This is a genomic window from Ramlibacter agri, assembly GCF_012927085.1.
Taxonomy (GTDB): Bacteria; Pseudomonadota; Gammaproteobacteria; order Burkholderiales; family Burkholderiaceae_C; genus Ramlibacter; species Ramlibacter agri.
Genome location: NZ_JABBFX010000006.1, coordinates 162,654 through 181,798, shown reverse-complemented (window position 1 = coordinate 181,798; position 19,145 = coordinate 162,654). Strand labels below are relative to the sequence as shown.

Genomic DNA, 19,145 nt, shown 5'->3' with positions numbered 1-19,145 from the left:
CGGGCAGCGTGAAGCCGCACACGCACTTCACCGCCGAGATCTACGTGCTGTCCAAGGACGAAGGCGGCCGCCACACGCCGTTCTTCAACAACTATCGCCCGCAGTTCTACTTCCGCACGACGGACGTGACCGGCGCGATCGAGCTGCCGAAGGACAAGGAAATGGTCATGCCCGGCGACAACGTGACGATCACCGTCAAGCTGATCGCCCCGATCGCGATGGAAGAAGGCCTGCGCTTCGCCATCCGCGAAGGCGGCAAGACCGTCGGCGCCGGCGTCGTTGCCAAGATCATGGAGTAATGACCATGGCCCAGCAAAAGATCCGCATCCGCCTGAAGGCCTTCGATTACAAGCTGATCGACCAGTCCGCCGCCGAAATCGTCGACACGGCGAAGCGCACCGGCGCTATCGTCAAGGGCCCGGTGCCCCTGCCGACGCGCATGAAGCGCTTCGACATCCTGCGTTCGCCGCACGTCAACAAGTCGAGCCGCGACCAGTTCGAAATCCGGACGCACCAGCGCCTGATGGACATCGTCGACCCGACCGACAAGACGGTCGACGCCCTGATGAAGCTGGACCTGCCGGCTGGCGTGGACGTCGAGATCAAGCTGCAGTAAGCACTGCGGTTCGCCAAGGAGAAGAGGCCGCGGAAGCGGCCTTTTTTTTCCTACTGGAACGCCGTCACTGTCAACACCGTCCAGAACACCAGGATGAGCCAGGGCGTCAGCCGAAGGACGAGGGCTCGCGTGGCACGGCGGCTGGTTTCGGAATCGCGGCCTTCGCCTTCGATGCATTGGGAGTGGGAGAACGAGCTGGGGGACATGCTACCGAGGGTAGGGCTGAGTCCCTCGCGCCCCTGGAGCGAATTGCCGAGCCGCTCCTTCCGAATTCCCTAGGCAGCGCCGGCTTGGCAAGCCGGACCGAAGGCTGCTACAATTGCGGGCTTCGCTCGGTTTTGGCCGGGCGGAGCTATTTTGTCGCCGAGAACCAGATGGCTGGTCGGCGTGATCAACCCTCTCTCGTATTTCAAACGCGGCAGCCAATTGCAGCGGCCGCGGCGAGAGCAACGGAGTAACAACATGAGTCTGAGCAGCCTCGGGTTGCTGGGCCGCAAGGTGGGCATGATGCGCCTGTTCACCGATGACGGGGACGCTGTTCCTGTCACGGTGCTGGACGTGTCCAACAACCGCGTGACCCAGGTCAAGAACCAGGACACCGACGGCTACGTGGCCCTGCAGGTCACGTTCGGTTCGCGCCGCACCTCGCGCGTGACCAAGCCGCAGGCCGGCCACCTCGCCAAGGCGGGTGTGGAAGCCGGTGAAATCATCCGTGAATTCCGCCTCGACGCCGAGGCCGCCGCCAAGTACAAGGCCGGCGCCGCGATTCCGGTGCAGGACGTCTTCTCCGCCGGCCAGCTGGTCGACGTGCAGGGCACCTCCATCGGCAAGGGCTTCACGGGCACCATCCGCCGCCACAACTTCAGCTCGCAGCGCGCGTCGCACGGTAACAGCCGTTCGCACAACGTGCCGGGCTCGATCTCGATGGCGCAGGACCCGGGCCGCGTGTTCCCGGGCAAGCGCATGTCGGGCCACATGGGCGACGTGACCTGCACCACCCAGAACCTCGACGTGGTCCGGGTCGACGAGACCCGCGGCCTGCTGCTGGTCAAGGGTGCCGTCCCCGGCGCCAAGAACGGCTTCGTGACCGTCCGCCTCGCCGCCAAGGGCCAGCCCAAGCCGGTCCAGGTCCAGGCCAAGGCCGAGAAGGGGAAGAAGTAAATGCAACTCGAACTCCTGAACGAGCAAGGCCAGGCCGCGTCCAAGTTTGACGCGCCCGAGACCGTGTTCGGCCGCGAATACAACGAAGCCCTGGTGCACCAGATCGTCGTTGCTTTCCAGGCCAACGCCCGCCAAGGCACGCGCGCCCAGAAGGACCGCGAGCAGGTCAAGCACTCGACCAAGAAGCCGTTCCGCCAGAAGGGCACGGGCCGCGCCCGTGCCGGTATGACGTCCTCGCCGCTGTGGCGCGGGGGCGGCCGGATCTTCCCGAACAGCCCGGACGAGAACTTCACCCAGAAGATCAACAAGAAGATGTACCGCGCCGGCATGGCGTCCATCTTCTCCCAGCTGGCCCGTGACGGTCGCCTGGCCGTTGTCGAATCCCTCAAGGTCGACAGCCCCAAGACCAAGCAGCTGGCCGCCAAGTTCAAGGCCATGAACCTGGAGTCGGTGATGGTGATCGCCGACGAAGTCGACGAGAACCTGCTCCTCGCGTCGCGCAACCTGCCGCACGTGTACATCGTCGAGCCGCGCTACGCCGATCCGGTGTCGCTGGTCCATTACAAGAAAGTGCTCGTCACCAAGGGCGCGATCGACAAGCTGAAGGAGATGTTCGCATGAGCGCGACTCCGAAAAAGTTTGACGAAGGCCGCCTGATGCAGGTGCTGGTCGCCCCCATCGTCTCCGAGAAGGCGACGCTCGTGGCGGACAAGAGCAATGCCGTGACCTTCAAGGTCCTGCAGGACGCCACCAAGCCCGAGATCAAGGCCGCCGTCGAACTGATGTTCAACGTGCAGGTGAAGGGCGTGTCCGTCCTCAACATCAAGGGCAAGACGAAGCGCTTCGGCCGTTCCGTCGGTCGCCGCGACAACGTGCGCAAGGCGTACGTGACGCTGCAGCCGGGCCAGGAGCTGAACTTCTCCGGGGAGGCCGCTTAATCATGGCAGTCATCAAGCTCAAGCCGACGACGCCGGGCCAGCGCGGCACGGTCAAGATCTCGCGCGACCACCTGCACAAGGGCGCGCCTTACGCGCCCCTGCTGGAGCCCCAGTTCCAGAAGGCCGGCCGCAACAACAACGGCCACATCACCACCCGCCACAAGGGCGGTGGCCACAAGCACCACTACCGCGTGGTCGATTTCGTCCGCAACAAGGACGGCATCCCGGCGAAGGTCGAGCGCATCGAGTACGACCCGAACCGCTCGGCCCACCTGGCCCTGGTGGTGTACGCCGACGGCGAGCGCCGCTACATCATCGCCCCGCGTGGCGTGGTGGTCGGCTCCACGCTGCTCTCCGGTGCCGAGGCGCCGATCCGCGCCGGCAACACGCTGCCGATCCGCAACATCCCGGTGGGTTCCACGATCCACTGCATCGAACTGCAACCCGGCAAGGGCGCGCAGATCGTGCGTTCGGCGGGCACCTCCGCGACGCTGCTGGCTCGCGAAGGCACCTACGCCCAGGTTCGCATGCGCTCCGGTGAGGTCCGCAAGATCCACATCGAGTGCCGCGCCACCATCGGTGAAGTGGCCAACGAAGAACACAGCCTGCGCCAACTGGGCAAGGCCGGTGTCAAGCGCCACATGGGCATCCGCCCGACCGTCCGCGGCGTGGTGATGAACCCGGTCGACCACCCGCACGGTGGCGGCGAAGGCAAGACCGGCGAAGGCCGCCATCCTGTCGACCCGTGGGGCAACCTGACCAAGGGTTACCGTACTCGCAACAACAAGCGCACGCAGACGTTCATCGTCTCGCGTCGCAAGAAGTAAGGGGTCGCACAAATGACGCGTTCTCTCAAGAAGGGTCCGTTTGTGGACCACCACCTGGTGGCCAAGGTCGAAAAGGCCGTCGCCGTCAAGGACAAGAAGCCGATCAAGACCTGGTCGCGCCGCTCCATGGTCCTGCCCGATTTCATCGGCCTGACCATCGCCGTGCACAACGGCAAGCAGCACGTGCCGGTCTACATCACCGACCAGATGGTGGGCCACAAGCTGGGCGAATTCGCCCTGACGCGCACCTTCAAGGGTCACCCCGCCGACAAAAAAGTCGTGAAGAAGTGAGGCTGAACCATGGCTGAAACCAAAGCAGTCCTGCGCGGCGTTCGCCTGTCGGTCGACAAGGGCCGCCTCGTGGCCGACCTGATCCGCGGCAAGAAAGTGGACCAGGCCCTGAACGTCCTGGCCTTCACCCAGAAGAAGGGTGCCGTCATCATCAAGAAGGTGCTGGAGTCCGCGATCGCGAACGCCGAGCACAACGATGGTGTCGACATCGATGAACTGAAGGTCAAGACCATCTACGTGGAACAGGGCGCCACCCTGAAGCGTTTCGCCGCCCGCGCCAAGGGCCGCGGCAACCGCATCAGCAAGGGCACCTGCCACGTCTACGTGACCGTCGGCAACTAAGAGGCAAGGAAGAACATGGGACAGAAGATCCATCCGACCGGCTTCCGCCTGGCCGTCACCCGTAACTGGAATTCCCGCTGGTACGCGAACAACCGTGACTTCTCCGACATGCTCGGCGAAGACATCAAGGTCCGCGACTACCTGAAGACCAAGCTGAAGAACGCGGCCGTCAGCCGCGTGCTGATCGAGCGCCCCGCCAAGAACGCCCGCATCACGATCTACTCCGCCCGCCCGGGCGTGGTGATCGGTAAGAAGGGCGAGGACATCGAGAACCTGAAGAAGGAACTCGCCGTCCGCCTGGGCGTGCCGGTTGCTGTGAACATCGAGGAAGTGCGCAAGCCCGAAGTCGATGCCCAGCTGATCGCCGACTCGATCACCCAGCAGCTCGAAAAGCGCATCATGTTCCGCCGCGCGATGAAGCGCGCCATGCAGAACGCGATGCGCCTGGGCGCCCAGGGCATCAAGATCATGTCCTCCGGCCGCCTGAACGGCATCGAAATCGCCCGTACCGAGTGGTACCGCGAAGGCCGTGTGCCGCTGCACACGCTGCGCGCGGACATCGACTACGGCTTCTCCGAAGCCAAGACCACCTACGGCGTCATCGGCGTCAAGGTGTGGGTCTACAAGGGCGACACCCTGGGCCGCACCGACGTGCCGTCCCTGGACAGCACGCCGCGTCCCGAAGGCGAAGAGCGCCGTGGCCCGCGTGGCCCGCGCCGTGACGGCGACCGCCGTGGCGGCCCCGGCGGCGATCGCCGTGGCGGTGGCCGTGGCCCGCGCCGCGACGCCGGCACCGGCACCGGTGCGACCAACGTGGCACCCGCCGAAGGCAGCGACAAGCCCGCCGAAGCAACCGGAGGCGCGGAAGCGCCGAAATCTACCGTTAAGCGCGTGGCCCGTCCCGCGCCGGGCAGCAAGAGCTGACCCGACGGTAAAGGAGAGAACAAATGCTGCAACCCGCTCGCCGCAAATACCGCAAAGAGCAAAAAGGCCGTAACACCGGCGTTGCCACCACCGGCAACTCCGTCGCCTTCGGCGACTTCGGCCTGAAGTGCACCGACCGCGGCCGCCTCACGGCGCGCCAGATCGAGGCCGCGCGTCGCGCGATCTCCCGTCACGTGAAGCGTGGCGGCCGCATCTGGATCCGCGTGTTTCCCGACAAGCCGATCTCCCAGAAGCCCGCTGAAGTGCGTATGGGTAACGGCAAGGGCAACCCCGAGTACTACGTGGCTGAAATCCAGCCGGGCAAGGTCGTGTTCGAGATCGTCGGCGTGCCCGAGGAACTCGCTCGCGAAGCGTTCAAGCTGGCTGCCGCCAAGCTGCCGCTGCGCACCACGTTCGTTACCCGCATGATCGGCCAGTAAGAGGAGCAGAGAACATGACGAAAGCCAAGGATCTCCGTTCCAAGGACGCCGCCGGCGTGGAAGCCGAAGTGAAGAGCCTGCAGAAGGCCCATTTCGGTCTGCGCATGCAGAAGGCCACGCAACAACTCAACAACACCGCCACGCTGCGTTCCACGCGCCGTGACATCGCTCGCGCCAAGACCATCCTGGCGCAAAAGCGTGCGGAATCCGCCAAATAATCAGGAGTGACCATGACGGAAGCCAAGACCTCCCTCAAGCGCACCCTGATCGGCAAGGTCGTCAGCGACAAGCGCGCCAAGACCGTGACCGTGATGGTGGAGCGTCGTGTGAAGCACGAGCTGTACGGCAAGATCGTGATGAAGTCGTCCAAGTACCACGCCCATGACGAAAAGGGCGAGTACCACACCGGCGACGTAGTCGAGATCACCGAAAGCAGGCCTCTCTCCAAGACCAAGAACTGGGTTGCGACCCGCCTGGTCGAGAAGGCGTCCGAGGTCTAAGAAGCCCCGGCTGCAAGCCACGCAAAAACGGCCCACAATCGTGGGCCGTTTTTCTTTTTGAGGAGCAAATACATGATCAAGGTCGGCGACCAACTCCCGGATGTCACCCTGCAGGAATACTCGGAAGTCGAGGGCAATGGCTGCAGCATCGGCCCCAACCCGGTGAAGGTGGCGGATGCCACCAAGGGCAAGACCATCGCCCTGTTCGCGCTGCCTGGCGCCTTCACGCCCACCTGCTCCGCCAAGCACGTGCCCGGCTACGTGGAGAAGTTCAACGACCTGAAGGGCGCCGGCGTCGACGAGATCTGGTGCGTGAGCGTCAACGACGCCTTCGTGATGGGCGCCTGGGCGCGCGACCAGAAGTCCGCCGGCAAGGTGCGCATGCTGGCCGACGGCAGCGGCGACTTCGCCAAGGCCACGGGCCTGACGCTGGACCTCACGGCTCGCGGCATGGGCGTGCGCAGCAACCGCTATTCGATGCTGGTGAAGGACGGCAAGGTGCAGACGCTCAACGTCGAAGCGCCGGGCAAGTTCGAGGTCAGCGACGCCGGGACCATGCTGTCCCAGGTGAAGGCCTAAGAGACCATCCCCTTGAACGCCGCGAGCCGGCGTTCAAGGAAACCGTGACGACAAGGGCGCGGGCCCGCTGTTCCACAGGTCCGCCTTGAGGTAGTGCGCCCCGGGAATCGGGTTGTGGTAGTAGGGCGGGATGGCCTCGAAGCCGAGGTCCTCGTACAGTGCCCGCGCCGATTCCATGTCGTCCAGCGTGTCCAGCAGCACGCAGTCGTAGCCGCCGCTGCGGGCGGCGTCCAGCACCGCTTCCGCCAGCCGGCGGCCCAGGCCGAAGCCGCGGAAGGCCTTGCGCACGTACAGGCGCTTCATCTCCGCGGCGTTGGCGTAGTCGGAGGCATCCAGGGGCCGCAGGCAGCAGCAGCCCGCCAGTTCGCCGTCCACGCGCGCGAGCAGCAGGGCGCCGCGCGGCGGGGCGTAGTCGCCGGGCAGGCCGGCGAGTTCCTCTTCGAGGTTCTGGAAGCAGAGGTCGACGCCCAGGCCTGCGGCGTACTCCCGGATGATCGCTCGCGCTTCGTCGAGCTCGCGTGCCTCGGTGGCGGCGGCCAGTTCGAGCACGGGTAAGAGGGCGGTGTCCAAGTGTCCGGAAACGGAGTGGTCGGACGGAAAGTTTAGCAATCCGTTACGGCTGAGCAGTCCCGAGCCGCACCACCCACAGCACGAGGCCCGCGGCGAGGGCGATCACCACCAGCGCGGTGATGCGCGAGACGGCGTCGTCACGCGAGGACGATGCCGGCGCGGCCAGCTGCTTGTCGCCGCCGATCATCGGCCCCACCAGGTCCTGCCGCTTGCCGAACTGGAACCAGAGCACCGCGGCGATATGCAGCAGCACCAGGCAGATGAGGACCCGCTGGCCGATCTCCTTGTGGTACCAGGTGGCGGCGAGCCCGCGCGCATTGGACACGAAGCGATTCAGCGGGCCGGTGAAGCCGGCGTCGTCGTCGGCGATGAGGCCGGTGGCCGCCTGCGCCAGCAGCACCAGCAGCATGGCGAACACCGAGCCCGCGCCCAGCGGCGTGTGCCCCACCAGATGGTCCGGATGCGAGCGCCCGCGCAGGTGCGCCACCAGGCTGCGCGGGTGGTAGATGAAGCTGGCAAAGCGCGTCCAGCGCCCGCCGATGAAGCCCCACACCAGCCGGAACAGCAGCAGCGCCAGCACCGTGTAGCCCAGGCGCGCATGCCACTCCATCCACCCGCCGCCGGTATAGCCGGTGGCAACGAGGCCGATGACGCAGGCCACCAGCAGCCAGTGGAAGACGCGCGTGGGAAGGTCCCAGACACGCACGCGATGGGCCATGAACTGCTCCTGTTGTTTTGTTGGTTCGCGACGACACGCCCGTTGGGGCCGCGTCCAAAGCTTGGTATTTTCCCGGTGCCGCGAGTTCCGCATGAAACTTTTTTCACGGCTCGCGGTCTGCCGCTGTGGCACGGATTCCTACCCTGGAGAACAACCGATGAAGTTTGCCGCCTCCCTGGCCCTCGCGGCCGCCGCCTGCGCTTTCGCCGCGCCGGCCTCCGCCCAGTTCGCCAAGCCCGAAGACGCGGTCAAGTACCGCAAGGGCGTGATGGTCGTCATGTCGAACCATTTCGGCCGCATCGGCGCGATGGTGAACGGCCGCGCGCCCTACGACGCCAAGGCGGCGATCGCCAATGCGGAACTGGTGTCGGAGCTCTCCAAGCTGCCCTGGCCCGCCTTCACGCAGAACACCGAGAAGCTGTCGGACCTGACGAAGCCCGCCATCTGGGCGGAGCCCGCCAAGTTCAAGGAGCACGGCGAGAACCTGCAGGCCGCCACCGTGAAACTGGTCGCCGCCGCCAGGACCGAGAACCTGGACACGCTGAAGACCGCCTTCGGCAACACGGCGCAGACCTGCAAGTCCTGCCACGACAGCTTCCGGAACAACCCGTAAAAAGCAAAAGCCCCGCGATGCGGGGCTTTCCACTTGGGGCGTCGCCGCCTCAGGTTTCGGCGAGCAGCTTCTCGATCAGCCGGTGCAGTTCGTCGAAGTCCGGCTCGCCCACATAGCGCTTCACGATCTCGCCCTTCTTGTTCACGAGATAGGACGTGGGCGTGAGCTGCACTTCGCCCCAGGCCTTGGCCACGGAACCGGTGTTGTCGATCGCCACCTGGAAGGGCAGCTTGCGCGTTTCGGTGTAGCTGACCACGTAGCTGGGCGGGTCGTAGCTCATGGCCACGCCGAGGTGGTCGTAGCCCTTCGCGTGGTACATGTTGAAGGTCTGGACCATCTTCGGCATCTCGGCCACGCAGGTGACGCAGCTGGTGGCCCAGAAGTTGACCAGCGTGACCTTGCCCTTCAGGTCCGTGGTGGTGCGCTTGCTGCCGTCCAGGAGCACGAAGGTGCTGTCGGGCGCGGCGGCGGAGCTGGTGGTCACGAACACGGCGGCCGCACCCGCCACCGCGATGGCGGCGGCGCCCAGGGCCAGTTTCAGCTTTGCGTTCATGGTCTGCCTTCTTCCGGCTGGGATTGTCCTCCATCCGGAAAGTTCACGCTTGATGCCGATCAGGCGCAGGTCAGGAGCAAGCGCACCAGGTCGTCCGGCGCGCTGATCATCGGGTCGTGCCCGGTGGCCATCTCCACCACGCGCATGCCGGCGCCGCCAACCCAGGCGCCGTCCCAGTAACGCGGATCTCTGACACGGCGGCGGATCACGTCGATGGTTGCCAGCGGCGGCGCCGTGCAGTCGATGAAGGTGCGCGGCACGCCGGCGACCCGCTTCGGGTCGAAGTCCAGCGGCGCCTGGTAAGTGTGGCCCGGGTGCGGCGTCTGCCGTCTTTGCACCCACGCATGGTCCTGCGCGTGCAGGCCGAACACGCTCGGGTCCGGCGGCGGGAAGGCGTAGTCGGGCGAGGCCTGCGCCGCCGCGATACGCGCCTCGCGCGTGGCGCCGGCGTGCGTGCCGCTCCAGCTTTCGCCGGGCTTGGGCACCACGGCATCGACGTAGACCAGGTGCTTCAGGCGCTGTGGCATGCGGTCCGCAATGGCCGTGCCAATCATGCCGCCATACGAGTGCACGGCCAGCACCACGTCCTGCAGTTCCTCGGCTTCGATCACGCCCGCCACGTCGGCGACGTGCGTCTCCAGCGTGATGAGCGAAGACAGCAGGTGCGCACGCTCGCCCACGCCGGTCAGCGTGACCGGATACACCCGATGGCCCTGCGCCGCCAGCGGCTGCACCACGCGTTGCCAGCACCAGCCGCCATGCCAGGCGCCGTGAACGAGGACGAAGTTGGCCATCAGATGATCTCCTGGTCCTTGAGTTGCGCGATGCGTTCGGCGTTTGCGCCCAGCACTTCGCGCAGGATCTCCTCGGTGTGCTCGCCCAGCAGCGGCGGCGGCGCGTCGGTGCGCACCGGCGTGGCGCTCATCTTGATCGGGCTGGACACCAGGCGCAGCGGCCCGGAAAGCGGGTGCTCCCAGTCGTGGATCATTTCGCGCTGCTGCACGTGCGGGTCGGCAAAGACTTCGGCGAGGTTGTTGATCGCGCCGCAGGGCACCTTGGCCGCTTCCAGTGCGCCCAGCCAGTCGGCCTTGCGCCGGGTCTTCATCACCTCTTCGAGCACCGGCACCAGTTCGCCGCGATTGCGCACGCGGTCCTGGTTCTTCACGAAGCGCGGGTCGGTGGCCAGCTCCGGCCGCCCCGCCACCTGGCAGAACTTGGCGTACTGGCCGTCGTTGCCGACGGCGAGGATGATGAAGTCCTTGTGGCCGTCTTCGGCGGGCGCCACTTCGAACACCTGGTAGGGCACGATGTTCTGGTGCGCGTTGCCGGCGCGGCCCGGCACCTTGCCGCTCACCAGGTAGCCGGCGCCCAGGTTGGCGAGCATCGCCACCTGCGCATCGAGCAGCGCCATGTCCAGGTGCTGGCCCTGGCCGCTGCGCTCGGCGTGGCGGATCGCTGCCAGGATGGCCACCGTCGAATACATGCCGGTGAAGAGGTCGGCCACGGCGACGCCAACCTTCTGCGGGCCGCCACCGAGGTCGTCGCGCTCGCCCGTGATGCTCATGAGGCCGCCCATGCCTTGCACGGCGTAGTCGTAGCCGGCGCGCTCGCTGTAGGGCCCGGTCTGGCCGAAGCCGGTGATGCTGCAGTAGACCAGCGCGGGGTTGATCTTGGAGAGCGCCGCGTAGTCGAGGCCGTAGCGCGCCATGTCGCCGACCTTGAAGTTCTCGACGAACACGTGGCAATGCCTTGCCAGCTCGCGCACCAGCGCCTGGCCTTCGGGCCGGGCGATGTCGCAGGTGATGGAGCGCTTGTTGCGATTGGTACCGAGGTAGTACGCGGCCTCGGCGGTGTCGGCGCCCGCGCGGTCCTTCAGGAAGGGCGGGCCCCAGCCGCGGGTGTCGTCGCCGCTGCCCGGGCGCTCCACCTTGATCACATCGGCGCCGAGATCGGCGAGCGTCTGTGTGCACCAGGGACCCGCCAGTACGCGCGACAGGTCCAGCACACGGATTCCATCCAGGGCATTCATGGCCGCATTATCGGGAAACCGATAATGGGATGCGGCCCGCCAGAGGCCACTCCCCATCCAAAAAAGCAGTCCATGTCCGTGCTCGCTCGCCGCCAGGCCGTGGCGGTGTTCCTTGCCTTCGCCTTTGCCTACTTCTTCGCCGCGGTGCTGCGCGCGATCACGGCGACGCTGTCGCCCGCGCTGACGCAGGAGTTCCACCTGAACGCGCGCGAGCTGGGGCTGCTCGCCGGCGGCTATTTCCTGGGCTTCGCGCTGATCCAGCTGCCGCTGGGCACCTGGCTGGACCGCCACGGCCCGCGCAAGGTGATCCTGGGTTTCGTCGCCTTCGCCGTCCTGGGCTGCGTGGCCTTTGCGCTTGCGCAGAACTTCTACGCGCTGCTGGCTTCGCGCGTGCTGTGCGGCATCGGCGTCAGCTCCTGCCTGATGGCGCCGCTGACCGGCTTCCGCCGCTGGTTCACGCCGGCGGTGCAGTTGCGCACCAACTCCTGGATGCTCATGACCGGCTCCATGGGCATGGTGGCTTCGACCTTGCCGGTGCAGTGGATGCTGCCGCTGGTGGGCTGGCGGCCGTTGTTCTGGGTACTGGCCGTCCTGATGGCGTTGGCCATGTTCGTGATCGCCTGGCGCGTGCCGGACTGGAGCAAGGACGACAGCACCGGCGGCCCGCGCGGCAGCTATGCGGAGGTCTGGCGCCACCCCTATTTCCGGCAGATGACGCCCATCGGCATCTTCAGCTACGGCGGCATGATCGCCATCCAGGCCCTGTGGGCCGGGCCCTGGCTGTCGCGGGTGGCGGGCTACACGCCGCTGCAGGCGGCCGGCGGCCTCTTCACCATCAACTGCTGCATGCTGGTGTCCTTCTGGACCTGGGGCTGGGCCAACCCCTGGCTGCAGCGCAACGGCTACCGGACCGACCGGTTGATCGCCTGGGGCATGCCCCTCGTGCTGCTGGTGCTGGCGGCGATCGTCGTCCTCGGGCCGCTGGCGGGTGCCTGGGCGCTGGCCTTGTTCTGCGTCGCCAGCACCTGCCTGTCGCTGGCCCAGCCCGCGGTGGGCATGGTGTTCCCGGCCTCCCTGGCCGGCCGGGCGCTGTCGGCCTACAACCTGGTCATCTTCCTCGGCACCTTCGCCGTCCAGTGGGGCATCGGGGTGGCGGTGGACGCCTTCCAGGCCCTGGGCTGGGACGAAGTGTCGTCATTCCGCGCCGCCTTCGCGGCCTACCTGGCCACCAGCGTGCTCTCCTATGGCTGGTTTCTCTGGGCCAGAAGCCATAATCGGACGAAAGCGCCATGAACGCCATCCTGCTGATCGCCCACGCACCGCTGGCCAATGCCCTGCGGCAGTGCGCGCTGCACGTCTTCCCGGACTGCGGCGCCACGGTGATGGCAATCGACGTGCAGCCCAACCTCCAGCCGGAGGAAACGCTGGGCGCGGCGCGCATCGCACTCGAGCAGTTGCAGGAGCAGCCCGGCGTCAAGGGCGTGCTGGTCCTGACCGACATCTTCGGGGCCACGCCCAGCAACGTGGCGCAGAAGCTGGTGGACGGCGTGAACTCGCGCCTCATCACGGGGGTGAACCTGCCCATGCTGTTGCGCAGCGTCACCTATCGCCACGAGCCGCTGGACACGCTGGTGTCGCGCGCGGTCATCGGCGGCACCCAGGGCGTGATGCAGGTGGCCATCTCCGCGCCGCAGAACCAGCCCAGACGGAACCATGATCAAGAAGAACACGACCATCAGCAATAAGCTCGGGCTGCACGCCCGGGCCTCCGCCAAGCTCACCAAGCTGGCAGGCAGCTTCCCCTGCGAGGTCTGGCTCAGCCGCGGCGAACGCCGCGTCAACGCCAAGAGCATCATGGGCGTGATGATGCTGGCCGCCGGCATCGGCACCGAGGTGACGCTGGAGACCGACGGCGAGCGCGAGGAAGAGGCGATGAATGCGCTTCTCGCCCTGATCAACGACAAGTTCGGGGAAGGCGAGTAAATGACCTTCAGCGTCCATGGCACCGCCGTCGCCCGAGGCATTGCGATCGGGCGCGCGGTGGTCGTGGGCTCGGGCCGCGCGGACGTCGCCCACTATTTCATCCAGCCGGCGCAGGTCGAAAGCGAGATCGAGCGCGTGCGCGTCGGCCGCAACGCGGTCATCGAGGAAATCCACCGGCTGCAGCAGACCATCACGCAGATGGGCCCGAAGGAAGCGCCGCACGAGCTGTCGGCGCTGCTGGACGTGCACCTGATGCTGCTGCAGGACGAAGAGCTGATCAGCGGCGTCAAGCACTGGATCACGGAACGCCTGTACAACGCCGAGTGGGCGCTGACGACGCAGCTGGAAGTGCTGTCGCGCCAGTTCGACGACATGGAGGACGACTACCTGCGCGAGCGCAAGGCCGACCTCGAACAGGTCGCCGAGCGCATCCTGCGCTACATGAAGGGCATGGGCTCGCCGGTGGCGCAGCCGCCGGCCTCGCGGCGCAAGACGCAGCAGGACCTGCTGCTGGACGACAGCGTCGATGTCCCGCTCGTCCTCGTCGCGCACGACCTCTCGCCGGCCGACATGCTGCAGTTCAAGCAGAGCGTGTTCGCCGGCTTCGTCACCGACGTCGGCGGCCGCACCTCGCACACGGCGATCGTCGCGCGCAGCATGGACATCCCCGCGGTGGTGGGCGCGCGCAGTGCCAGCCAGCTGGTGCGGCAGGACGACTGGGTGGTGGTGGACGGCGATGGCGGCGTGATGATCGTCGACCCGTCGCCGATCATCCTGGCCGAATACGGTTTCAAGCAGCGCCAGGCCGAACTCGAACGCGGCCGCCTGAACCGGCTGCGCCACACGCCGGCGGTGACGCTGGACGGCGAGAAGGTGGAACTGGTCGCCAACATCGAGATGCCGGAGGACGCCGAAGGCGCGGTGAAGGCCGGCGCCGTCGGCGTGGGCCTGTTCCGCAGCGAGTTCCTCTTCATGGGCCGCAAGGGCGACCTGCCGGACGAGGAGGAGCAGTACCGCGCGTATTGCAAGGCGATCGAGGGCATGCAGGGCCTGCCGGTCACGATCCGCACCGTGGACGTGGGCGCCGACAAGCCGCTGGACGATTCGCGCCGTGACGCCGCCCACCTGAACCCGGCGCTGGGCCTGCGCGCCATCCGCTGGAGCCTGGCCGAGCCCGAGATGTTCCGCACCCAGCTGCGCGCCATCCTGCGCGCCGCTGCGCATGGCAAGGTGAACATGCTGGTGCCGATGCTGGCGCATGCGCGCGAGATCCGGCAGACGCTGTCGCTGGTCGACTTCGCGCGGGCCGAACTCGATAACCGCGGCGTGCCCTACGGCTCCGTGCCGATCGGGGCGATGATCGAAGTGCCGGCGGCGGCGCTGCAGGTGCGCACCTTCCTCAAGTACTTCGACTTCCTGTCGATCGGCACCAACGACCTGATCCAGTACACGCTGGCGATCGACCGCGCCGACGAATCGGTGGCGCACCTGTACGACCCTTGCCACCCGGCGGTGCTGCGGCTGGTGGCTGACACCATTGCGGAATGCCGGCGCCAGGGCAAGCCGGTCAGCGTGTGCGGCGAAATGGCTGGCGACACGCAGTTCACCAAGCTGCTGCTGGGCCTGGGCCTGCGCAGCTTCTCCATGCACCCGGCGCAGATCCTGGCGGTGAAGCAGGAAGTGCTGCGCTCGGACACCTCGCGCCTGGTCGCCTGGGCGCAGCAGGTGGTGGACGCCGAAGATCCGGCGCTGGCCCTGCTGGCCTGAGCGCGGCTACCAGCCGGTCGAGACTTCGTCGGCCCAGGCCAGGGCCTGCAGGTGGGCCCAGTTGATCTGCGCGCCGGTCAGGTGCAGTTCTTCGGCCGCACGCGCGAAGGCGGCATCGTCATGGTTCTCGCAGGCGATCGTCAGCACCAGGAAGGGCGCCAGCAGGCCTTGGCCGCGCAACAACACATCGGCCACCGGCTCGGGCAGGGCCAGCGAACCCAGGGCATCCGCCATCGGCATGTCCAGCAAGGCATCCAGCAGCGAGAACACGCCGGTGACGAAGGCGTTGTCGCAGTCCTGCGGCGACAGCAGTTCGCGCGCCAGCAGCTCCATCAGCCGGCCGCGCGTCAGCGCCACCGGCGCGAGCGCCGGCGCGGCGCCGGGTGCGCGGGCCTGCGCCATCAGCGCGGCGGCCCAGCGCAGCAGGCGCTTGTTCCCCAGCAACATCACGGCGTGCTGCAGCGAAGTCACCTCGAAGGCGAAGCCGTTGCTGGCCGCATTGATCACGCGCAGCAGGTTGAAGGACAGCGAAGGGTCGCGCTTGATCAGTGGTGCGATCTCGTGGGCATCGGCGCCGCGCTGCAGCAGGTTGATCATCTCGATGAGGACGCCTTGCGAAGGCTGGATCACGCCCTTGGCCTTGGCGCTGGGCCGCGAAAACCAGTCGCCCTGGAACAGCGTGACGCCCAGGGCGCGCAGCTGCTCCACCTGTTCGGCGTGGTGTACGCCGGTGGCGATGGCCTCTGCGGGTGTCTGCCGCGTGATGAAGCTCACCACCATGTCCAAGCGCTGCGGGGCCAGGGCCGCCAGGTCGACGCGGATGTAGTGCGCGAGTCCCAGCCAGCCGGAATACGCCTTCTTCAGCGCGGTCATGCCGAAGGCCAGGCGCACCTTGCGGGCGCGCAGGGCGGCCAGCACGGGCAGCAGGCGCTCGATCTCGGCCGGATCGTCGCCGGCCGGCGTGTCCACCAGCAGCACCAGGTGCTCCGGCGGCAACTGGTCCAGCGGCAGGTCATCGAGGCAGGCGGGCGTGGCGGGCAGCACCAGCAGGCGGTGCTTCGCCAGTTGCGGCAGGTCGGCCTGTTGCAGCAGCGCGCGCGCGGTCTGCCGGCCGCCGGCGCTGGCCAGCTCGTAGCCTTGCAGCGCGCCATGCGCATCCAGCAGGGGGCGGCGCAGGAAGCCTTCCGCGGTAGCAGGCGAAGCAGGGGGCAGCGAGAGATCCATCCGCCGATTCTCCGCAGGACGCGCGCGGGCGCTGCGCGGAAAAGAGCGTGGCATCTGCCGCTTATTGCGCTGGACAGCGGCGCGCTCAGCTCCCGCGCGTGCGCGTCCCCAGCACGGCGGCGCCGATGATCAGCGCGGCGGCCAGCACGATGCTGGCGCTGAAGCCGCGGCCCGTCGCCAGCACCAGCAGCGTCGTCGACGCCAGCGGCGTGATGTAGCTCAGGATGCCGATCTGCCGCGCGTCGCCGCCTTTCAGCGCCTTGTCCCAGAGGAAGAAGGCGGCGCCCAGCGGCCCCAGGCCCATCACCGCGACCAGCAGCCAGTCGCGCGGCGCCAGTTCCACCGCAGGCTCCAGCCACCAGTGGCAGGCCAGCGAGAGCAGGCCCGAGACCAGCCCGAACAGGCCGATGGCGGCCGTCGGAAAGGCTGCGACCCGCCGCGTGCCGAGCGAGTAGCTCGCCCACATGAACGCGGCGCCCAGCGCCGGCAGATAGCCCCAGGACCACTTGCCCTGTGCTCCGCCGCCCCCGAGGATGGCAACGGCGGCGCCCGCGAAGCCGGCCAGCGCCGCCAGCACGTGCGCGGGCTTCAGCTGCAGCCCGGGCAGGAACAGCGGCGCCAGGACCACGATGAACAGCGGCCACAGGTAGTTGACCAGGTTCGCTTCCACCGGCGGCGCGATGCGCAGCGCGATGAACAGCAGGAAGTGGTAGCCGAACAGCCCGTAGATGCCCAGCGCCAGCGTGCGCGGCGGCACCTTCCACTGCTTCACCAGCGGCCAGGCCGGCACGCTGCCGATCACCAGCGCCAGGCCGGTCAGCAGGAAGGGCGGCACGTGCCGCAGCGACACGCCCAGCGTGGCGAGCGAAGCCCACAGCGCGATCGCGCCCAGCGCGTACAGATTGGGATGCATGGCGCGCAACTGTAAGGGGCGCGGTCGTCGCGCATCGCTTGCCTGGCGTCGCGCAGCCCCGGTCCGACGCCAATTGATTTCATATGGTATAGTTTCATTTGAAATCAATAGGAGGCCGCCATGCCCAGCTACGAAGACCGCCTGGAGCGCTACTTCCGCGGTTCGCCCTCGGTGCCGCGCCAGCCGGCGCTGGCGACGCGGCTGCTGTTCCACGCGGTCTACAACCTGGAGCGCCGCATCGAGGAGGTCGTGGCGCCCTTCGGCCTGAGCATGCGCGAGTACCTGGCGCTGGCCATCCTCAACACCCGCGGCGGCGAAGCCATCCAGCCGTCCGAGCTGAGCGCCTCGCTGGACGCCACCCGCACGCAGATCACGCGCCTGCTGGATGGCCTGGAGCAGCGCAGCCTGATCAAGCGCAAGCCGAAGGTGGAGGACCGCCGGGGCCTGGAGCTCGAACTCACGGCGGCCGGCCGCAAGCTGTTCGCCCAAGCTTCTCCAGCGATGCACGAGGCCTACCGCAGCTGGTGGTCCGGCTTCGAGCCGGCGGCGTTGGACGGCATGATCCAAGGCCTGCGCGCCCTGAACAAGGCGACGGCGGACGAGGGCGAGGAATGAGCGCGACGCTGGTCAGCCACGACCTGCGCAAGCGGCTCGCGATGAACCTGCTGGGCCTGGCCGTGGGCGTGGAGTTCTTCGAGAACCTGATGTTCGTGTTCGCCGCCGGCCACATCCTGGGCGGCGTCGAGGGCGCGCCGCACGACCTGGTGGCCATCCAGGGGAGCTATGCCGCCGGCAGCCTGCTGATGATCGTGCAGCAGCAATGGCTGTCGCGCCGCTTCGGCTATCGCCGCTACGTCGCGGCTTCGCTGGCGCTGTTCCTCGCCGGCTGCCTGGCGAGCGGACTGAGCACCAGCGTCGGCGGCCTGGCCGCAGCGCGCTTCGTGCAAGGGCTGGGCGGCGGCGCGCTGTTCACCAGCAGCCGCATCCTGGTCAACCTGATGTTCCCGCCGGCCGAACGGGCGCCGGCCGTGCGCGTCTTCATCCTGTGGGTGTTGGGCAGTACCGCGGCCGCGCCCATCGTGGCCGCGTGGCTGGTGGACGCCGGCGGCTGGTCCTGGGTGTTCTTCGGCGCGATGCCGCCGGCGGCGATCGCGCTCGTGGGTGCGGCCTGGCTGTTGCCGGATGCGCACCCGCAGGCGGCGCGGCAGCCCTGGCCGCTGCTGGCGCTGGCCGGCTTCGCGCTCGGTGTGTTCGCACTGCAGTGGCTGCTGCTCAGCGCGCGCTACGACTTCCTCTCGCAGCCTGCGCACCTGCTGGTGCTGGGCGTGGCCGCGGTGGCCGCGATCGCCGCCTTCTTCTGGCACCAGTGGCGGCACCACGCGCCGCTGCTGCCCTTCCGCGAACTGGGCAACCCGACCTTCCTGATCGGGCTGGGGCTGTACTTCGTCTACTACCTGCTGTCCAACACCGGCAGCTACCTGTTCCCCGTGTATGCGCAGCAGGGCCTGGGCTTCTCGATCGAGGCGACGGGCTGGATGAACAGCGCTTCCTCGCTGGTCTCGCTGCTCGCGGTGTTCGTCTACATGCGGGCCGCGCGCCGCTTCCCCGACCGGCGGCCCCAGCTGGCGCTGGGCCTGGCGGCGCTGGTGTTCTCCGCCTGGTGGTTTGCGCAGATGCCGGCCGGCGTGGCGCACGCGCAGCTCTGGCCGGGCCTGGTCGCCAAGGGCGTGTTCGGCATGCTGGCGATCCTGCCGGTCGCCAACCTTACCTTCAGCCAGCTGGGCGAGCGCTGGGGCCAGGGCTATGCCACGAAGAACCTGGTGCGGCAGCTCGCGTCTTCGCTGGCCACCGCGGTCGCGGCGGTCGGCCTGCAGGAGCAGCAGCTGGACGCGCGGGCGGAACTGCTGCCGCACGTCTCGCCCGACCGGCCCGAAGTGGCGCAGTGGCTGCACGGCATGGAAGGCGTGCTGGCAGCCCGCGGCTACGGCGCGCAGGACGCGCACCAGGGCGCGCTGGAAGTGCTGTCGCGCACCGTCGACCAGCAGGCGCAGCTGGTGGCCTGCGAGCACCTGTACCTGGTGCTCGCCGCGATCGGCCTGGTCGTGGCTGCGGCCGTGCTGCTGCAGCGGCGCTTCAAGTGAGCCTATGCTCAGGGGT

Annotated in this window: 28 protein-coding genes; 20 read left to right on the top strand and 8 right to left on the bottom strand. The window is 67.7% G+C overall.

The window, feature by feature from the left end; all coding sequences use genetic code 11:
* Both HHL11_RS33730 and rpsJ read left to right on the top strand, forming a co-directional pair.
* Window positions 1-299, top strand: a 299-nt coding sequence (locus HHL11_RS33730; RefSeq protein WP_483430735.1) for an EF-Tu C-terminal domain-related protein, incomplete at its 5' end; no start/stop codon positions are given.
* Window positions 300-304: 5 nt separating this feature from the next.
* Window positions 305-616: a 30S ribosomal protein S10 gene (gene rpsJ / locus HHL11_RS33725; protein WP_145895499.1), complete on the top strand. Its 312-nt coding sequence runs from the start codon at window positions 305-307 to the stop codon at window positions 614-616.
* A 50-nt stretch (window positions 617-666) separates the two neighbouring features.
* Here rpsJ and HHL11_RS33720 read toward each other — a convergent pair whose 3' ends face one another.
* Window positions 667-822 (bottom strand): hypothetical protein, encoded by a 156-nt coding sequence (locus HHL11_RS33720; RefSeq protein WP_169423015.1) that lies wholly within the window; start codon window positions 820-822, stop codon window positions 667-669.
* 256 nt (window positions 823-1,078) lie between these two features.
* On the opposite strand from HHL11_RS33720, the gene rplC reads away from it, so the two are divergent.
* The 11 genes from rplC to HHL11_RS33665 all read left to right on the top strand — a co-directional run bounded on the left by rplC (window position 1,079) and on the right by HHL11_RS33665 (window position 6,618).
* Complete coding sequence (rplC, locus tag HHL11_RS33715; RefSeq protein WP_169423014.1) at window positions 1,079-1,777, top strand: 50S ribosomal protein L3; 699 nt, start codon at window positions 1,079-1,081, stop codon at window positions 1,775-1,777.
* The gene (rplD, locus tag HHL11_RS33710; RefSeq protein ID WP_169423013.1) at window positions 1,778-2,398 is read left to right on the top strand and encodes a 50S ribosomal protein L4; all 621 of its coding nucleotides are present in this window, start codon (window positions 1,778-1,780) and stop codon (window positions 2,396-2,398) included.
* Window positions 2,395-2,715, top strand: coding sequence for a 50S ribosomal protein L23 (rplW, locus tag HHL11_RS33705; protein ID WP_169423012.1), 321 nt, complete (start codon window positions 2,395-2,397; stop codon window positions 2,713-2,715). Before rplD ends, rplW begins: the two co-directional genes overlap by 4 nt.
* Window positions 2,716-2,717: 2 nt before the next feature.
* Window positions 2,718-3,542 carry a 50S ribosomal protein L2 gene (gene rplB / locus HHL11_RS33700; RefSeq protein WP_169423011.1) on the top strand — a complete coding sequence of 275 codons (825 nt, stop codon included), beginning with the start codon at window positions 2,718-2,720 and terminating at the stop codon, window positions 3,540-3,542.
* A 12-nt stretch (window positions 3,543-3,554) separates the two neighbouring features.
* Window positions 3,555-3,833, top strand: a complete 279-nt coding sequence (gene rpsS, locus HHL11_RS33695; protein ID WP_169423010.1) for a 30S ribosomal protein S19 — start codon at window positions 3,555-3,557, stop codon at window positions 3,831-3,833.
* A gap of 9 nt (window positions 3,834-3,842) precedes the next feature.
* The gene (gene rplV / locus HHL11_RS33690; protein ID WP_169423009.1) at window positions 3,843-4,175 is read left to right on the top strand and encodes a 50S ribosomal protein L22; all 333 of its coding nucleotides are present in this window, start codon (window positions 3,843-3,845) and stop codon (window positions 4,173-4,175) included.
* A 15-nt stretch (window positions 4,176-4,190) separates the two neighbouring features.
* Window positions 4,191-5,099: a 30S ribosomal protein S3 gene (gene rpsC, locus HHL11_RS33685; protein WP_169423008.1), complete on the top strand. Its 909-nt coding sequence runs from the start codon at window positions 4,191-4,193 to the stop codon at window positions 5,097-5,099.
* Between the two features lie 23 nt (window positions 5,100-5,122).
* On the top strand, window positions 5,123-5,539 hold the full coding sequence (rplP, locus tag HHL11_RS33680; RefSeq protein ID WP_169423007.1) for a 50S ribosomal protein L16: 417 nt from the start codon (window positions 5,123-5,125) through the stop codon (window positions 5,537-5,539).
* A gap of 14 nt (window positions 5,540-5,553) precedes the next feature.
* On the top strand, window positions 5,554-5,757 hold the full coding sequence (gene rpmC / locus HHL11_RS33675; protein WP_169423006.1) for a 50S ribosomal protein L29: 204 nt from the start codon (window positions 5,554-5,556) through the stop codon (window positions 5,755-5,757).
* Window positions 5,758-5,769: 12 nt separating this feature from the next.
* The gene (gene rpsQ / locus HHL11_RS33670) at window positions 5,770-6,039 is read left to right on the top strand and encodes a 30S ribosomal protein S17 (RefSeq protein ID WP_169423005.1); all 270 of its coding nucleotides are present in this window, start codon (window positions 5,770-5,772) and stop codon (window positions 6,037-6,039) included.
* 72 nt (window positions 6,040-6,111) lie between these two features.
* Window positions 6,112-6,618 (top strand): peroxiredoxin, encoded by a 507-nt coding sequence (locus HHL11_RS33665; protein ID WP_169423004.1) that lies wholly within the window; start codon window positions 6,112-6,114, stop codon window positions 6,616-6,618.
* 33 nt (window positions 6,619-6,651) lie between these two features.
* On the opposite strand, the gene HHL11_RS33660 is transcribed toward HHL11_RS33665, so the two are convergent.
* Window positions 6,652-7,167 carry a GNAT family N-acetyltransferase gene (locus HHL11_RS33660; RefSeq protein ID WP_169423003.1) on the bottom strand — a complete coding sequence of 172 codons (516 nt, stop codon included), beginning with the start codon at window positions 7,165-7,167 and terminating at the stop codon, window positions 6,652-6,654.
* 64 nt (window positions 7,168-7,231) lie between these two features.
* Window positions 7,232-7,906, bottom strand: coding sequence for a cytochrome b/b6 domain-containing protein (locus tag HHL11_RS33655; protein ID WP_169423002.1), 675 nt, complete (start codon window positions 7,904-7,906; stop codon window positions 7,232-7,234).
* Between the two features lie 157 nt (window positions 7,907-8,063).
* Here HHL11_RS33655 and HHL11_RS33650 point away from each other — a divergent pair, with 157 nt between their 5' ends.
* Window positions 8,064-8,519: a c-type cytochrome gene (locus HHL11_RS33650; RefSeq protein ID WP_169423001.1), complete on the top strand. Its 456-nt coding sequence runs from the start codon at window positions 8,064-8,066 to the stop codon at window positions 8,517-8,519.
* 49 nt (window positions 8,520-8,568) lie between these two features.
* On the opposite strand, the gene HHL11_RS33645 is transcribed toward HHL11_RS33650, so the two are convergent.
* The 3 genes from HHL11_RS33645 to HHL11_RS33635 are packed head-to-tail and all read right to left on the bottom strand — an operon-like array spanning window position 8,569 to window position 11,101.
* Complete coding sequence (locus HHL11_RS33645) at window positions 8,569-9,072, bottom strand: TlpA family protein disulfide reductase (RefSeq protein WP_169423000.1); 504 nt, start codon at window positions 9,070-9,072, stop codon at window positions 8,569-8,571.
* Window positions 9,073-9,131: 59 nt separating this feature from the next.
* Entirely contained in the window at window positions 9,132-9,866 is a 735-nt protein-coding gene (locus HHL11_RS33640; RefSeq protein WP_169422999.1) for an alpha/beta fold hydrolase, read from the bottom strand.
* Window positions 9,866-11,101, bottom strand: a complete 1,236-nt coding sequence (locus HHL11_RS33635; RefSeq protein ID WP_169422998.1) for a CaiB/BaiF CoA transferase family protein — start codon at window positions 11,099-11,101, stop codon at window positions 9,866-9,868. The genes HHL11_RS33640 and HHL11_RS33635 overlap by 1 nt, the downstream gene beginning before the upstream one ends.
* A gap of 72 nt (window positions 11,102-11,173) precedes the next feature.
* Between HHL11_RS33635 and HHL11_RS33630 the strand changes: the two genes are divergently transcribed.
* The 4 genes from HHL11_RS33630 to ptsP are packed head-to-tail and all read left to right on the top strand — an operon-like array spanning window position 11,174 to window position 14,851.
* Entirely contained in the window at window positions 11,174-12,394 is a 1,221-nt protein-coding gene (locus HHL11_RS33630) for an MFS transporter (protein ID WP_169422997.1), read from the top strand.
* A complete protein-coding gene (locus tag HHL11_RS33625) occupies window positions 12,391-12,846 on the top strand; it encodes a PTS sugar transporter subunit IIA (RefSeq protein WP_169422996.1) in 456 nt (151 codons plus the stop codon). Before HHL11_RS33630 ends, HHL11_RS33625 begins: the two co-directional genes overlap by 4 nt.
* Window positions 12,815-13,084, top strand: coding sequence for an HPr family phosphocarrier protein (locus HHL11_RS33620; protein ID WP_169422995.1), 270 nt, complete (start codon window positions 12,815-12,817; stop codon window positions 13,082-13,084). The genes HHL11_RS33625 and HHL11_RS33620 overlap by 32 nt, the downstream gene beginning before the upstream one ends.
* On the top strand, window positions 13,085-14,851 hold the full coding sequence (gene ptsP, locus HHL11_RS33615; protein ID WP_169422994.1) for a phosphoenolpyruvate--protein phosphotransferase: 1,767 nt from the start codon (window positions 13,085-13,087) through the stop codon (window positions 14,849-14,851).
* 6 nt (window positions 14,852-14,857) lie between these two features.
* Here the strand turns inward: ptsP and HHL11_RS33610 are convergent, their stop codons facing one another.
* Both HHL11_RS33610 and HHL11_RS33605 read right to left on the bottom strand, forming a co-directional pair.
* Window positions 14,858-16,075 carry an EAL and HDOD domain-containing protein gene (locus HHL11_RS33610; RefSeq protein WP_169422993.1) on the bottom strand — a complete coding sequence of 406 codons (1,218 nt, stop codon included), beginning with the start codon at window positions 16,073-16,075 and terminating at the stop codon, window positions 14,858-14,860.
* An 85-nt stretch (window positions 16,076-16,160) separates the two neighbouring features.
* On the bottom strand, window positions 16,161-16,988 hold the full coding sequence (locus HHL11_RS33605) for a DMT family transporter (RefSeq protein WP_169422992.1): 828 nt from the start codon (window positions 16,986-16,988) through the stop codon (window positions 16,161-16,163).
* Window positions 16,989-17,108: 120 nt separating this feature from the next.
* Here HHL11_RS33605 and HHL11_RS33600 point away from each other — a divergent pair, with 120 nt between their 5' ends.
* Entirely contained in the window at window positions 17,109-17,603 is a 495-nt protein-coding gene (locus tag HHL11_RS33600) for a MarR family winged helix-turn-helix transcriptional regulator (protein WP_169422991.1), read from the top strand.
* Window positions 17,600-19,129 (top strand): MFS transporter, encoded by a 1,530-nt coding sequence (locus tag HHL11_RS33595; RefSeq protein ID WP_169422990.1) that lies wholly within the window; start codon window positions 17,600-17,602, stop codon window positions 19,127-19,129. The genes HHL11_RS33600 and HHL11_RS33595 overlap by 4 nt, the downstream gene beginning before the upstream one ends.
* Window positions 19,130-19,145 lie beyond the last annotated feature (16 nt).

Bases quoted from the DNA above. Each gene is read 5' to 3' on its own strand.
- rplB (WP_169423011.1), top strand. From the start codon at position 2,718: ATGGCAGTCATCAAGCTCAAGCCGACGACGCCGGGCCAGCGCGGCACG.
- HHL11_RS33650 (WP_169423001.1), top strand. From the start codon at position 8,064: ATGAAGTTTGCCGCCTCCCTGGCCCTCGCGGCCGCCGCCTGCGCTTTC.
- HHL11_RS33625 (WP_169422996.1), top strand. From the start codon at position 12,391: ATGAACGCCATCCTGCTGATCGCCCACGCACCGCTGGCCAATGCCCTG.
- HHL11_RS33595 (WP_169422990.1), top strand. From the start codon at position 17,600: ATGAGCGCGACGCTGGTCAGCCACGACCTGCGCAAGCGGCTCGCGATG.
- rplD (WP_169423013.1), top strand. From the start codon at position 1,778: ATGCAACTCGAACTCCTGAACGAGCAAGGCCAGGCCGCGTCCAAGTTT.
- rpsQ (WP_169423005.1), top strand. From the start codon at position 5,770: ATGACGGAAGCCAAGACCTCCCTCAAGCGCACCCTGATCGGCAAGGTC.
- ptsP (WP_169422994.1), top strand. From the start codon at position 13,085: ATGACCTTCAGCGTCCATGGCACCGCCGTCGCCCGAGGCATTGCGATC.
- HHL11_RS33620 (WP_169422995.1), top strand. From the start codon at position 12,815: ATGATCAAGAAGAACACGACCATCAGCAATAAGCTCGGGCTGCACGCC.
- rplW (WP_169423012.1), top strand. From the start codon at position 2,395: ATGAGCGCGACTCCGAAAAAGTTTGACGAAGGCCGCCTGATGCAGGTG.
- HHL11_RS33630 (WP_169422997.1), top strand. From the start codon at position 11,174: ATGTCCGTGCTCGCTCGCCGCCAGGCCGTGGCGGTGTTCCTTGCCTTC.
- rpsS (WP_169423010.1), top strand. From the start codon at position 3,555: ATGACGCGTTCTCTCAAGAAGGGTCCGTTTGTGGACCACCACCTGGTG.
- HHL11_RS33635 (WP_169422998.1), bottom strand. From the start codon at position 11,101: ATGAATGCCCTGGATGGAATCCGTGTGCTGGACCTGTCGCGCGTACTG.
- rpsJ (WP_145895499.1), top strand. From the start codon at position 305: ATGGCCCAGCAAAAGATCCGCATCCGCCTGAAGGCCTTCGATTACAAG.
- rplC (WP_169423014.1), top strand. From the start codon at position 1,079: ATGAGTCTGAGCAGCCTCGGGTTGCTGGGCCGCAAGGTGGGCATGATG.
- HHL11_RS33720 (WP_169423015.1), bottom strand. From the start codon at position 822: ATGTCCCCCAGCTCGTTCTCCCACTCCCAATGCATCGAAGGCGAAGGC.
- rplP (WP_169423007.1), top strand. From the start codon at position 5,123: ATGCTGCAACCCGCTCGCCGCAAATACCGCAAAGAGCAAAAAGGCCGT.
- HHL11_RS33605 (WP_169422992.1), bottom strand. From the start codon at position 16,988: ATGCATCCCAATCTGTACGCGCTGGGCGCGATCGCGCTGTGGGCTTCG.
- rplV (WP_169423009.1), top strand. From the start codon at position 3,843: ATGGCTGAAACCAAAGCAGTCCTGCGCGGCGTTCGCCTGTCGGTCGAC.
- HHL11_RS33655 (WP_169423002.1), bottom strand. From the start codon at position 7,906: ATGGCCCATCGCGTGCGTGTCTGGGACCTTCCCACGCGCGTCTTCCAC.
- HHL11_RS33640 (WP_169422999.1), bottom strand. From the start codon at position 9,866: ATGGCCAACTTCGTCCTCGTTCACGGCGCCTGGCATGGCGGCTGGTGC.
- HHL11_RS33610 (WP_169422993.1), bottom strand. From the start codon at position 16,075: ATGGATCTCTCGCTGCCCCCTGCTTCGCCTGCTACCGCGGAAGGCTTC.
- HHL11_RS33645 (WP_169423000.1), bottom strand. From the start codon at position 9,072: ATGAACGCAAAGCTGAAACTGGCCCTGGGCGCCGCCGCCATCGCGGTG.
- HHL11_RS33600 (WP_169422991.1), top strand. From the start codon at position 17,109: ATGCCCAGCTACGAAGACCGCCTGGAGCGCTACTTCCGCGGTTCGCCC.
- rpmC (WP_169423006.1), top strand. From the start codon at position 5,554: ATGACGAAAGCCAAGGATCTCCGTTCCAAGGACGCCGCCGGCGTGGAA.
- HHL11_RS33665 (WP_169423004.1), top strand. From the start codon at position 6,112: ATGATCAAGGTCGGCGACCAACTCCCGGATGTCACCCTGCAGGAATAC.
- rpsC (WP_169423008.1), top strand. From the start codon at position 4,191: ATGGGACAGAAGATCCATCCGACCGGCTTCCGCCTGGCCGTCACCCGT.